This is a genomic window from Streptomyces sp. NPDC059248 (assembly GCF_042753905.1).
In the GTDB taxonomy this organism is placed as follows: domain Bacteria; phylum Actinomycetota; class Actinomycetes; order Streptomycetales; family Streptomycetaceae; genus Streptomyces.
The window spans coordinates 71566-84220 of sequence record NZ_JBHYZV010000012.1 but is presented as its reverse complement, the minus strand read 5'-3'; the positions used below and the strand labels follow the sequence as shown (position 1 = coordinate 84220).

The window sequence follows — 12655 nt, the reverse complement described above, 5'->3', positions numbered from 1 at the left end:
CTGCGGTCCATGTCGACTCCCCCTCGTTCGACGGGAAGCGATTCAGAGCTTGATGCCGGAGAGTTTCGCGAGCCGGAGCAGTCGTGGATTGCTCCTGCGGTGCAGGGACGCCACCACCCGGAGGACCTCCCGGCCCATCGGGTTCAGCCGCGCCATCTGAGGGGCGGCCTCATACGCGGCGCCGAGGCTCTCCAGCGCGCCGTCCCGGTCGCCGGTGTCGACTTGGGCGCGGGCGATGTTGATCCGTGTGGCGGCGGTACGGGTGGGCGTGAGCCGGGCCAGTACGGGATCGATCCCGGCGGCGATGGACAGCGCCTCGTGGGGCGTACCCAGGTCGAGACGGGTGGCGAGGACATGCGTTGCCGTGTTCATCGCACCGAAGAGCATGCCGACCCGGTTCCACTCGGCGCCCAGCTCGTCCGACACCCGCCACGCGGAGGCGATATGGCGCTCCGCCTCCCGCCTGCCCTCCTTCTTGTCCGCCAGACGCCCCGCGAGGGTCATCCCCCGGAGATTGAGCACCCCCACGGCAAACGCCCGCTCCTGCCCGGAAAGACCGGCCTCGGCCTCCGTCACGGCCCGGTCCACCAGGGCGAGACCGCCCTCGTAATCCCCGCCATTGAGATACGCCCCGGCCCGGTCCCGCGCGGCGACCGCCACCCCCAGCGGGGTCGCCTTCTGCTCCACGGCCCACCGCTGCCGGGTCACGGCCAGCTCGGCCAGGTCCATCCAGCGATGACGGGCGGCGACCCAGTAGACGGCGCTGTAGACCTCGGCGAGCGCCATCCAGCTCTCCGCCGTGTTCACCGCGTACGCGTGGGTGGTGGCGTCGCGCAGCAGCCCGGGCAGGAGCCGCAGCAGCTCCCGCACCTCGAACCCGTCCCGGTGCTCTCCGGCCCGTACCAGTCCGGCGCCGATCCGGCCCTCGGCCACGGTGTCCCGGCCGGGCACGGCGTAGTCCCGCAACGCCGACCGCAGGGCGGACAGCGACTCCTCCCCGTCCCGCGATACGCGGGCCCGCCCCAGCACCTCGGCCACGCTCAGGCCCAGGGCTCCGGCCACGGCGGCCGCCGTGGCGTGGGTGAGCGTCCGGTCACCCACCTCCACCTTCGAGAGCAAGGAGACGGACACGTTTGCCTTGTGTGCCAGCTTGATCTGAGACCAGCCACGCTCCTTGCGGAGCGCGGCCACATTCGCCCCAGGCGGCTGTTCACCGGTGCTCATAGGTTCCAGTCTGCCCTAGCACGTCCCGTTCGACCCCGCAGTCACGGCCATTCGGCCACAGGCACCGCAACGTGTATGAGATGGGCAAGGCCGCTTGTTCGCCCAGGCGTTGACTTGCTGTACGCGGGTGTCCTCGATCGGTCAGGGTGCGGCGCGGCCGACGCCGTTGCGCGCGGCGCGTGACGTCCGGCCGTCGGAACGGTTCTTGGGTGATCCGCTCGAACGCTCCGGGAACACCACCCGGACGGTGAGGCCCCCGCCCGGGTTCGCCTCCGCCGTCGCCTCGGCACCGTGGGCACGGGCGATGGATGTGACGATCGAGAGACCGAGGCCCACGCCTTCGCCCGCCGCGTGCCTGCGTTCCTTCAGGCGGCGGAAGGGTTCGAAGAGCAGTGGCACGTCCTCGGCGGGAACGGCCGGTCCCGTGTTGGTGACTTCAAGACTGCGGTCCCCGGCCGTGGCCGTGATACCGATCGTGCCGTCGCGGTGGTTGTAGCGGACCGCGTTGCCCATCAGATTGTTCACGAGATGGGTGAGCAGTACGGGGTCGCCTTCGACGGTCATCGGTTCCGTCGATGTCCGGATGGTGATGCCCCGTCCTCGTGCCTCGTCGCTGAAACCGGCGGCGACGATCGCGACGGTCTCGCCGAGCGCCACCGGTTCGGAGTGCTCCAGGTCGCCTCCGTGGCTGGCGGCGAGCAGCAGGAGCGACTCGATGAGCTGTTCGCTGTTGTCGGCCGCGTCGATGAGCTGGCGCCTGATCCACTTGATCCGTTCCGGCTCGGGGTCGGGATCGGCCAGACCGATCTCGGCGAGCGCCCGCTGGATCGCCAGTGGTGTGCGCAGCTCGTGCGCCGCGTTGGCGGCGAACCGTTGCTGGGCCGTGACCAGTTGTTCGATCCGGCCCAGCATCTCGTCGAAGGTGTCGGCGAGTTGCTTGAGTTCGCCCGGCGGTGCCTTCAGGTCGATCCGCTGGTGGAGATTCTCTCCGGAGAGCTTGCGTGCGGTGGTCGTGATGAGGCCGACGGGCCGCAGCACCCGGCCCGCCATCCACCAGGCCAGGAGCACCGAGAGAGCGGCGTAGGCGGCGAGGGCGATCGCGGACATGGTGAGCAGTCGCTGGAGCGTGGCGGCTGTGGCCACTTGCACGGTCTGGGTCACCGCATGGCTGCCCGCCTCCGCCGTCGGGATCAGCTCGGCGGTATCGCCGGCCCGTAGTTCGGTCCAGACGCCCTCCAGCTTCGGATCCACCGCCCTGACGATGCGGGATTCCAGCTCGTTCTGGACGAGCAGGTAGATGACCGCCACCAGCACGCATCCGGCCGTCATCAGCAGGCCCCCGTAGAGGGCGGTGAGACGGGCCCGCTCACTCGCGAGCCGGACACGCGTGATCCGCCGCGGAGCCCGGCGTGCGCGGGGACGCGCGGTCAACGCGCGCCCCGCGCCGCGTTGTACGCGATTCGGTACCCCGCCCCGGGCACCGTCTCCACCACCTGCGGTTCCCCGAGCTTCCCCCGCAGCCGGCTCAGCGCGACCCGTACCGGGTTCGTGTCGTACCCCGTGTGCTCGTCCCACACCTTTTCGATGAGGTCCTCGCTGCTGACGACGGAGCCGTCGGCCCGCATGAGCGTTTCGAGCACGGCGAACTCCTTGCGGGTCAGATTCAGGTGGTGCCCGTTCCGGCTGGCCCGCCGCCGTGGGATGTCCAGCACTATGCCGCCCCGTTCGAGCACCGGTGGCAGCGCGGGCTGCGCCCGGCGGCCCAGGGCCAGGACCCGGGCGAGCAGCTCGTCGTACGCGAACGGCTTGGTGAGGTAGTCGTCGGCGCCCAGACCGAGGCCCTCGACGCGGTCCCGCACGGTCCCGGATGCCGTGAGCATCAGTACGCGGGTGAGGAGCCGGTGCGCCACGACGCGCCGGCAGACCTCGTCACCGTGCATGCCGGGCAGGTCGCGGTCGAGTACGAGCACGTCGTAGTCGTTGGTCCGGAGTTTTCGCAGCCCGATGGCGCCGTCGTGGGCGATGTCCACCGTGATCGCGTCGCGGCGCAGCCCCTCGGCGATCAGTTCGGCCAGGATCGCCTCGTCTTCCACCAGTAGTACACGCATGTGCCCTGTCTACCCGATGGTGACATTTCGGCGCTGTGACAAGGTCGGTAAGGGAAGCGACACGGCTCCTTCGACCACTGTTCCTCTCGTCCGCACACAGGTGCGTCCGTAAGGGAAGTGGAACCATGAGGAATCGCAAGCTCGCCGTGGCCGTCGCCTCGGGCATCGCCGGTCTGGCCCTGCTCGTCTCCGGGTGCTCCGGCTCCTCCGACGGAGGAGGGGACTCGTCGCAGTCCGGGGACCCGGTCGCCCAGGGCGGCGGCTCGGGTGGGGACGACAGCGCGGCGGACTACGTCGACAGGGACCAGAAGCGGCGCAAGTGCCTCCGGGACAAGGGCATCGAGATCGCCGACCTCCCGCCGGGCACGGACCCGCGCGCGCAGTTGCTCGCCCCTCCGGAGGGCTCCCCGCCGGAGAAGTGGCAGAAGGCGCTGGAGGCCTGCGGGTCCTTGTCGCAGGGCGGCAGCGGCGACGGTGCTTCGGACCAGCAGCAGTCGGACCAGCAGCTCAAGATCATCCAGTGTCTGCGCGGCAAGGGCTTCACCCTGCCGGATCCCAAGCCCGCCAAGGGCGGTATGACCGAGCCCTTCCGAGTCCCCCAGGGCGCCGACCCCGACAAGTTCATGACGGCCCTGAACGAGTGCGCCGCGTGAGGCGCCGCACCATGGCGGTCTCCGTCGTACTGGTCGCGGCTGTCGCGGGCGGCGGCTTCGCCGTCACCGCCCTCGGCGAACCGCGTCCCGAAGAGGGCCGGGACGGCCGGGCGGGCCGGGCCGGCCTCCCGCCCGCCACCGCCTCCGTGGTCAAGGGCGACCTGAGCAACAGCACCGGCATCGACGGCACCCTCGGCTACTCCCGGCAGCACAAGATCAACGCGGGCACGGCCGGCACGCTGACCCGGATCGCACCCGGCGGCTCCAGGATCCAGCGCGACGGCAGGCTGTACGCGGTCAACGGCCAGGACGTCCGGCTGATGTACGGGGCCGAGCCGATGTACCGCGCACTGAAGACCGGCTCCAAGGGCACCGACGTACGGCAGTTGGAGGAGAACCTCCGCGACCTCGGATACGGGACCGGGCTCGCCGTCGACGAGAAGTACACCTCCGGCACCGCCGACGCGGTCAAGCGGTGGCAGAAGGCGCACGGTCTGAAGCGGACCGGCCGGATCGGTCCGGAGCAGATCGCCTTCGCCACGGGGCCCGTACGAATCCAGAGCGCCGACGCGGCGGTGGGCGACCAGGCGGCGCCCGGCCAGAAGATCCTGACCACGACCGGTTCCGATCGTGTCGTCCATCTGGAGGCGAAGGTCTCCGAGGCGTCGCTGGCCAGGACCGGTGGCAAGGTCGACGTGGAGCTGCCCGACGGCACCGTCGTCAAGGGGACCGTCACCTCCGTCGCCTCCGTGGCGAAGCCGGGCTCGGACCCGGCCGACAAGACGCCGCGTATCGGCATCGTCGTCACCTTCGACGACCCGGCAGCGGTCAAGGGCTTCGACAGGTCCCCGGCCACCGTCGAGTTCCGCGGTGAGACGCGGAAGAACGTGCTCAGTGTTCCGGTCGGCGCGCTGCTCGCCCTGGAGGACGGCTCCTTCGGCGTCCAGGTCGTCGAAGGCGGCAAGGTGCGCGAGTTCAAGGTGAAGCTCGGTCTCTTCGCCCAGGGGCGGGTCGAGGTGACGGGCGACGGACTGCGCGCGGGCATGAAGGTCGGGGTGCCGAAGCCATGAGCGGCGCCTCTCCGTATCCGCGCGCGGCCGAGTCCGGCCCGGCGGCGCCGGCTGCCGTCCCGGACCGGACCCCGGCCCCCGTGGTCCAGCTGGCCGGCGTGACCAAGGAGTACCCGGGCGGTGTCGCCGCGCTGCGCGGAGTGGACCTGAGGATCGACGCGGGAGAACTGCTGGCGATCGTCGGCCCCTCGGGCTCGGGAAAGTCCACCCTCCTCCACATCGTCGGCACCCTCGACCGCCCCACGGCCGGTTCGGTCGCCATCGCCGGACACGACGTCGGCCGGCTGTCCGACCGCAAACTCTCCGCACTGCGCGCCCAGCACATCGGCTTCGTCTTCCAGGCGTTCCACCTGGTGCCGGGCATCAGCGCCCGGGACAACGTGGCCGAAGGGCTCCTCTACTCCGGGCTGCCCCGCGCCGAACGGCACAAGCGGGCCGCCCGGGCTCTGGAGCGGGTCGGCCTCGGCGACCGGATGAAGCACCGGCCGCACGAGCTCTCCGGCGGCCAGAAGCAACGCGTCGCCATCGCCCGCGCGGTCGTCGGGGAACCCGACCTGCTGCTCGCGGACGAACCGACCGGCGCGCTGGACACATCGTCCGGCAAGGCGGTCATGCAACTGATCCACGACCTCAACCAGGAGGGCGCGACCATCGCCGTCATCACCCATGACACGGAGATCGCCGGGATGCTGCCGAGGCAGGTACGGATCCGGGACGGGCGGATCGCCCAGGACAGCGCGGCACGGCCGAGCGCGGCGCAAGGGCACGTAGGTACGTGGATACGGGGTGACGCCCCATGAGCACGCAACGGCAACGGCAGCGGCCGAAACTCAAGGCGGCCCGGCTGACCCCGCGCGACATCCTGCACACCGGGACGGCCGGGATGCGCAGCCGCCCCCTGCGGGTGGTGCTGTCCGCCCTCGGGATCGCCATCGGCATCGCCACGATGATCTCGGTGGTCGGCATTTCGGCGTCCAGCCGGGAGAAGGTCCTCCAGGAGCTCGACAAGCTGGGCACCAACATGCTGGTGGTCACCCCCGGCGACGACCTGCTGACCGGGAAGAAGATCCCGATGGCCGAGGACGCGGTCGGCAAGGTGGCCAGGATCGACGGTGTCGAGCACGTGGGTGGCACCGGCCAGTTGGAGCATTCCGTACGACGGTCGGAGAAGATCTCCGAGGACATCACCGGCGGGATCACGGTTCAGGCCGCCACCGAGGGCCTGCTCACGACCCTGCGCGGGAGTCTCCGCACCGGGACCTGGCTCAACAAGGCCACCGGCGCATACCCGGCGGTCGTGCTGGGCGATGTCGCGGCGGACCGCCTCGGCATCTCCCGGCCGGGCCAGCGGGTGTACATCGACGGCCAGTACTTCACCGTTCTCGGCATCCTCGACGACCTGCCGCTCTCACCCGAGATCGCGCGCTCGGCGCTGGTCGGGTGGGACATCGGCAAGAGCAGGCTCGGCTTCGACGGCCACCCGACGACGCTGTACGAACGCTCGGCGGACGCCGAGGTCGGCAGGGTCCACGGCCTCCTCGCCCGTACCGTCGACCCGCAGGCCCCGCGCAATGTCAACGTCACGGACCCGTCGGCCGGCCTCCAGGCAAAGGCCGCGACCGAGGGCGCGTTCAGCAATCTCCTGCTCGGCCTCGGTGGAGTGGCCCTGCTGGTGGGCGGTGTCGGGGTGGCCAACACCATGATCATCTCCGTGTTGGAGCGACGGCACGAGATCGGACTGCGCCGCTCCATCGGCGCGACCCGGGGGCAGATCCGGGGCCAGTTCGTCACCGAGTCCTTGCTGCTGTCCGGCCTCGGGGGCGTGGCGGGCGTCGTCCTCGGGTCGGCGGCGACGGGCGTTCACGCGACGAGCAGCGGACTGCCGTGGGTGGTTCCGCTCTGGGCGATCGGCGGCGGGTTCGGCGCGACACTGGTGATCGGTACGGTCGCGGGCCTCTATCCGGCGGTACGGGCGTCCCGCCTGTCGCCGACGCTGGCGCTGCACGCCGCGTGAGGAGGAGGCGGCTGTGTTGGTCCGGCCGTCCTGGCGGAAGACGCTGATGGCGAGGTTGCGCGGGGAGGCCATGGCGCGGGGCAGGGTGCCGGTGCGGACCTTGCAGTCGTCCTCGCGGAATGTGCCGTCGTGGGCGCGGCCTCCGGATCGCCGCCTCGCAGCTGCGCCACCGCGAGTGTGGCATGGGACATCGCCCCGCTCCGCGTCCGGATCCGCGCCGCGGTCACGGCCGTTTCGGCCACAGGCGCCACAGCGTGCATGAGTTGTGCAAGGCCCCCTGTTCGCCCAGGCGTTGACTCGCTGTACGGAGGAGTTACCTCCATATTGCCGGGGAAATGGGACAGGGGACCTGATGAGGGAATCCGAAGTCGTGCACCAGCCGGGTCTGGACGGAGTGCGCGAGGCACTGGATGCCTTGACGTGCTGGCGGTTGAAGGAGTGGCCCGTCGTGGCCCGGCTCGCGGGGCGCGTCGGGCCACTCGTGCGGGACGTGCTCACGGCGTCCGTGGTGGGGGAGTCGCTTCCCGAGCACACCCGCGCCGCACTGTCCTGGTGCGTGGCGGACGCGCGGGCGATCGGCCGGACCTGGCCCGTCGAAGGCGGTGAGGAGTACGGGCCCGGAATCGCGGCGCTGTGCATGGACGTGGCGTACTTCGCCGCCCTGTGCGATCCGGCGGGGGCCGGGCGTTGGCCCGAGGTGGATCCCGACCGTACCCAGGACGCCGAGACGGCCGTCGCGTTACTGCGGCAGTGGAGCCGACTGCCCGTCGCCTGGCGCGCGGCCGTCCTCCGGGACCTTCACCACGGCGCCCGCACCCGCGACCCCGAGCGGGTCGCCCTCGCGGAGCTGCTGGCGGTGGCGTGCGCGTACGCCGAGAAAGGCGAGGCGCCCGCGCCGCCGGAGTACATCCACCTGCGCACGATCGACGCGCCCGAACTCGCTCACCGCGTGCGGCGACTGCCCCGGGGGTGGCGGGTCGAAGCCTTTCGCCGGATCGCCGCCGGAGCCGACCCGATGGCCGTCGAGAGCGACGCCCGCCGGGCGATCCGTACCGGCCACTGACGACACGGGAGCGCCGGTACGGGGCCGGGGCTTCCCGATCAGCTTGCAGAAGGAGCCGAACGACCGTGATCGACCTCATCGTTCACGCACTCGAAGGGGTCATGCGATTCCTGGCCCCGCCCCGGCCGAGGCGCGGCCGTCACGCCGCTCCGGAGCCGCCGACCGGAACCGACCCCTGGCGCAGGCCCTGGACCAGCCCCACCCAGGACCAGGCGCAGGCCGTCCTCCGCGCCCGGGAGGAGGAGGCCCGGCGGCGGCGCAAACTGTACGTCCTGCCCCCGGGCAGCTATATCCCCCTGCCGCCCGGGCTTCTCCGCCGATGACCCGCGACAGTCTCACCGAGCCCCTCCCGCCACCGACTGGCGGTCCCTGTGTGATCTGCGGCCGGGTCTCACCCGCCGCCGTCGAAATCGGATACCGCGACGGGACCATCTGTTACGCGTGCCCCCAGCACGCGATAGTCCCTACACATGGACCGCTCCCCGGTGAACTGTTGCCGGCCTGATCCTGGCCGCGTCATAGCGGAAGCCCGGCGAGTTTGGACAGTCGCATGAGTTCGGGGTTGCTCCGTTGATGCAGGGACGCGATGACGCGGAAGACCTCTCGTCCCATGGGGTGGATCCGAGCCATCTCCGGCGCGATGTCCCACGCGAGGCTCAGATGCTTGAGTGCACGATCTCGGTCACCGACGTCGAGAGACGCCCGTGCGACATTGATATGGGTCGGGGCCACTCGTGTGGGGGGAAGCCCGTTCAGCGCTTCCGGGAGATCGTCCGCAAGCGTGAGGGCATCATTCGGCCTACCGAGATCCACATAGGCAGCCAGCTGGTGCAGATGAGTGTTCTGAGGGCCGACTGTCAGCCCCAGGAAACTCTTGTCACGCACACCGAGCCCGGCGGCAGCCCACGTGGCGGAGCGGATATGACGCTCGGCCTCCCGCTTGGCTTCCCTCTTGTCCGGAAGTCTGCTCGCGAGGGCCATCCCTCTCAGGTTGAGGATGCAAACGGCAGTATCCCGTTCCGTTCCACTGAGCACCCCCTGCGCTCGGGCAATGGCGTGATCTACGACATTCAGGCCTCGCTCGACATCGCCGAAGTTCAGATACGTCCCGGCCCGGTCCCTGGCGGCCACGGCTGCGGCAAGGGGCGTGGGGCACTGATCCACGGACCACCGTTGTCGGGCGACGGCCAGCTCTGCGAGATCCATCCAGCGGTGACGGGCGGCCAGCCAGTAGATCGTGCTGTACACGTGGGCGAGACGTGTCCACGCCTCCGGTGTGTTCGCGGTGAGCGCGTGGGTTGTGGCGTCTCTCAGCAGCTTGGGTAGAAGGGCGAGAAGCTTGGATACCTTGACGTCTCTCCGATGCCCGTGTGCGACGGCCATTTCAGCACCGACTACGCCCTCGGGGAGGCGTACAGCGCTGGGGACGTCGTAGTCGCGGAGAGCTGCCCGCAACTCCGTGAGGGTCGGGGCCTCGTCCGTTGCCACAGGGGCCTTGCCCAACACCTCGGCCATGGTGAGCCCCATGGCTCGCCCCACCCCGGCGGCCACCGCCGGAGTCAGGGACCGGTCCCCGATCTCGATCTTGGAGAGGAGCGAGAGCGAGATGTTGGCCCTCCGGGCCAGTTGCGTCTGCGTCAGACCGTGCGTCTTACGGAGCACGGCGAGAATCTCGCCAGGTGCCAGCCCGGTGGTGCTCGCGGGTGGGTCCGAATCGCTCATGAACTCAGTCTCCCTCGCGGACTCATTCCTCCTGCCATGATCACAGGTTCATCGAGTACCCACAGGTGGATTGTGCAATCGGTGTGCACGTTACGTTGCCGCGAGCGCAGTTGACTGAGCATCAGGAAGTATAAGCAAGTGCAGCAATCCACGGAGACGAGAGGATATGCACGATGAGCACAACAGTTCGAACCCGAATGCGTGATCCGCGGACCATCTTGAACGCGTTAGAGGAGCGGGTCCCTCATCTGGTCTCCGACGTCGGCGTCGATGACTTGTGGGAGCGCGAAGTCCGACTCCTTCTCCGGGACAGCGTGGTCGTCCGGAGTCTCGCAGAACGTATCCTCGGGCAAGGCATCGCCTACGTCGTCACCGCCATGGAAAACCCCGGCATGGACATGGGCGTCGGCTACACGGTGGACATCGGCGTACACCAGCTCATCCTCGACACGCCCCTCTACTTCGCCCTCTGCGATGCCCATAACAACGGGAAGTACAAGCACCACGCTCCCTTGATCGAACGCCGCCGTGACGGGGTCGTGGCACGAACCGCCGAACTGATTCGGAAGAACGGCTTCGTTGTCGACAACGAACTGTGGGAGACCGACGCCTCCGACTGCTCGCCGTGCGACGACAAGGTCCCTGACAGCCATTGAGGCGGCACTAGAGTGCTCCCGCCCCCGGATTCCGGAGACGGGCGGGGGCATGCCCCCGCCCGCCCCGACCCGGAGGAAGCCTCCTTGCCCGCACGACACGACATCGACGCCGAGCGCGAACTCTGGGACGCCTACGCGGAGAGCACCAAGGACAAGGTGTTCGACGCCGACCCGGTGCTGTGCTGGACCCAGTACGCCGAACACGGTCCGGGACCCGAGTTGCTGGGGGACCCCGGGACCGTGCTGGAGGTCGGGTGCGGGACCGGGCGGGCGCTCGCGCATCTCGCGCGGGAGGGGGTCAAGGCGACGGGAGTGGATCTGTCGCCCGTCATGGTCGCCAACACCACCGAACGGTGGGGTCCTTCAGGGGCGCGGTTCGTCTGTGCCGAAGTGCTGGAGTATCTGGGTGACTGTACGGAGACGTACGACGCGGTCTTCTCGATCTTCGGGGCGGTCTGGTTCACGGACCCGGTGAAGCTGCTGCCCCTGATCGCGGCGCGGCTGAACCCGGGTGGTGTGGTGGTCTTCTCGCATCCTCCGGCCATTCCCGGCGCATACGGTCCACAGGGCATGTACAAAGGCGGATTCGCGGGCAAGGCCCTATACACGTATCGGTACGGGTACACACCCCGGAAGTGGCGGAGCCTTCTGCTCGAAGCCGGGTTCGTCAAGGTGGACGTACGGATTCTGGACGCGCCGGCGCCCGGTCATATCGGGACGCTGATCGCGCGGGCTGTGATGGGCTGAGCGCTTGCGGCGAGCGGGCATGGATGAAGTCGGGTGGGCGCTCCGCGGTGGGAGTGCGGTTGTTTTCGGGATGCCGAAAGGGTGCCTCTGGATACCTGTGGGAACCGGTGCGACAGGGCCATCCGTGGTGCGGATCGCGGTGGGCGGGGCGGCAGGGGAGAGCCGCCGGTTCTGCGGTGGCCGTACAGGGGGACGCCGCTCGGCTCATCACGCGCTCTCCACCTGGGGTTGGGACCCGCTCAGGGTGTGGCACCTGGTCGGGTCGGTGGCGCAGGGGACCGCGGAGCCGTTGGTGAGGATTTCCCAGGCGAACCCGACGATGCCGGCCTGGAGGCGGGACTCCACATCGAATTTGGCCAGTATCTGGGCGACATGGGCCTTGGTGGTGCGCTCGGTTATGGCCAGCTTGGTCGCGATGGCCCGGTTCGACGACCCCTTCGCCAGCATCCGTAAGACATCGAGTTCACGCCCGGATAACAGGGGCACTCGGGTCAGGGCGGCATCCCAGACACGGTGGTGGATCAGGGCCGCCCGCCGGCCGGCGGCGAGGTGTGGGGGTGTTGTCACGGGTTCTGCGGTGCGCATGACGGTTCCTCGGTGTCTTCTGGCTGATGGGGGGCGTCTCATGGGGCGGATTCGCGCGCGCCGAAGTGTGGGGGGCGGCCTCGGCGGTGAGGCCCGCGGGGTGGGTGGAAGGGTGGGTCGTCCCGCCGGTCGGCCGCGGGGCAGGGGGTGGCGGACGGTGCGTCGTCGTTCCGGGGAACGCGTGAGGGCAGGCTCGGGGCACGTCGGCAGGTCAATTCTCGGCCAGGTGAAAGGTGTTGCGCAGCATATGGATTTCGGCCAATTCCGGAGATGTGCTCGGAGTCGGCTCGACCGGCCTCGGTTCAACCTGCCGCTTCGCCCGGCTCCGGGTGGCTCGACAGGGGTGCGGTCAAAGGGCGGAATGTGTCCGCGAGTTGCCGGAGCGCCCTCGAAAATTCGGGGCGGCCGCTAAGGCGCGGGGCCGGCGTCGACGCCGGAAAGGAATTCCGGGCGGCTGCGGGGAGCGGGGGGCGGGGCGAACGCCCGACATGATCGGGTCGTACGGCGGGAGCCGTGCGGCTCAGGCAATGGAAGGATTTCGACTTCCCCACCCACGATGGTCCCCCCGAGCATCTCGATGGAACGGCATGCCGAACGAAAGCCGAGCAATGCGAACACGGGTGGCCGGCCTCTGGAGGCCGTTGCCTTATGTAAAGTTACTCGCTCGCGGCCGGATCGAGCAATGCCGGATCCAATATCTGAGATGAGTGGCTGCATTTCGCCGTGAGGCTTGAATTCTTGGGCCACGCATTGCCCGATGAAATAAGCGAGAGCGCCCGGAGAGATGGTTCCGGGCGCTCTTCGGGGGTATTC

13 protein-coding genes are annotated in these 12655 nt (G+C 69.5%); 8 read left to right on the top strand and 5 right to left on the bottom strand.

Features of this window, described 5'->3' with window-relative positions; translation table 11 throughout:
- Positions 1-42: 42 nt before the first annotated feature.
- From ACFXG1_RS07610 to ACFXG1_RS07600, 3 genes are all read right to left on the bottom strand, one after another.
- Entirely contained in the window at positions 43-1224 is a 1182-nt protein-coding gene (locus ACFXG1_RS07610) for a helix-turn-helix domain-containing protein (RefSeq protein WP_384707872.1), read from the bottom strand.
- Positions 1225-1365: 141 nt separating this feature from the next.
- Positions 1366-2553, bottom strand: coding sequence for a sensor histidine kinase (locus ACFXG1_RS07605; protein ID WP_384707875.1), 1188 nt, complete (start codon positions 2551-2553; stop codon positions 1366-1368).
- Positions 2554-2651: 98 nt separating this feature from the next.
- Complete coding sequence (locus ACFXG1_RS07600) at positions 2652-3332, bottom strand: response regulator transcription factor (protein WP_384707878.1); 681 nt, start codon at positions 3330-3332, stop codon at positions 2652-2654.
- Positions 3333-3457: 125 nt separating this feature from the next.
- Between ACFXG1_RS07600 and ACFXG1_RS07595 the strand changes: the two genes are divergently transcribed.
- The 6 genes from ACFXG1_RS07595 to ACFXG1_RS07570 all read left to right on the top strand — a co-directional run bounded on the left by ACFXG1_RS07595 (position 3458) and on the right by ACFXG1_RS07570 (position 8455).
- Positions 3458-3985, top strand: a complete 528-nt coding sequence (locus tag ACFXG1_RS07595; protein WP_384707881.1) for a hypothetical protein — start codon at positions 3458-3460, stop codon at positions 3983-3985.
- Positions 3982-5055: a peptidoglycan-binding protein gene (locus ACFXG1_RS07590; RefSeq protein ID WP_384707884.1), complete on the top strand. Its 1074-nt coding sequence runs from the start codon at positions 3982-3984 to the stop codon at positions 5053-5055. The genes ACFXG1_RS07595 and ACFXG1_RS07590 overlap by 4 nt, the downstream gene beginning before the upstream one ends.
- On the top strand, positions 5052-5855 hold the full coding sequence (locus ACFXG1_RS07585) for an ABC transporter ATP-binding protein (RefSeq protein ID WP_384707887.1): 804 nt from the start codon (positions 5052-5054) through the stop codon (positions 5853-5855). Before ACFXG1_RS07590 ends, ACFXG1_RS07585 begins: the two co-directional genes overlap by 4 nt.
- The gene (locus ACFXG1_RS07580; protein ID WP_384707890.1) at positions 5852-7069 is read left to right on the top strand and encodes an ABC transporter permease; all 1218 of its coding nucleotides are present in this window, start codon (positions 5852-5854) and stop codon (positions 7067-7069) included. The genes ACFXG1_RS07585 and ACFXG1_RS07580 overlap by 4 nt, the downstream gene beginning before the upstream one ends.
- Positions 7070-7421: 352 nt before the next feature.
- Positions 7422-8132 carry a hypothetical protein gene (locus ACFXG1_RS07575; protein WP_384707893.1) on the top strand — a complete coding sequence of 237 codons (711 nt, stop codon included), beginning with the start codon at positions 7422-7424 and terminating at the stop codon, positions 8130-8132.
- A 65-nt stretch (positions 8133-8197) separates the two neighbouring features.
- A complete protein-coding gene (locus ACFXG1_RS07570) occupies positions 8198-8455 on the top strand; it encodes a hypothetical protein (protein ID WP_384707896.1) in 258 nt (85 codons plus the stop codon).
- Positions 8456-8648: 193 nt separating this feature from the next.
- Here ACFXG1_RS07570 and ACFXG1_RS07565 read toward each other — a convergent pair whose 3' ends face one another.
- On the bottom strand, positions 8649-9854 hold the full coding sequence (locus tag ACFXG1_RS07565; protein ID WP_384707899.1) for a helix-turn-helix domain-containing protein: 1206 nt from the start codon (positions 9852-9854) through the stop codon (positions 8649-8651).
- A 173-nt stretch (positions 9855-10027) separates the two neighbouring features.
- On the opposite strand from ACFXG1_RS07565, the gene ACFXG1_RS07560 reads away from it, so the two are divergent.
- Both ACFXG1_RS07560 and ACFXG1_RS07555 read left to right on the top strand, forming a co-directional pair.
- Positions 10028-10510: a hypothetical protein gene (locus tag ACFXG1_RS07560; protein ID WP_384741553.1), complete on the top strand. Its 483-nt coding sequence runs from the start codon at positions 10028-10030 to the stop codon at positions 10508-10510.
- Positions 10511-10594: 84 nt separating this feature from the next.
- On the top strand, positions 10595-11257 hold the full coding sequence (locus ACFXG1_RS07555) for a class I SAM-dependent methyltransferase (protein WP_384707902.1): 663 nt from the start codon (positions 10595-10597) through the stop codon (positions 11255-11257).
- 207 nt (positions 11258-11464) lie between these two features.
- On the opposite strand, the gene ACFXG1_RS07550 is transcribed toward ACFXG1_RS07555, so the two are convergent.
- A complete protein-coding gene (locus ACFXG1_RS07550) occupies positions 11465-11842 on the bottom strand; it encodes a response regulator transcription factor (protein WP_384707905.1) in 378 nt (125 codons plus the stop codon).
- Between the last annotated feature and the right edge of the window lie 813 nt (positions 11843-12655).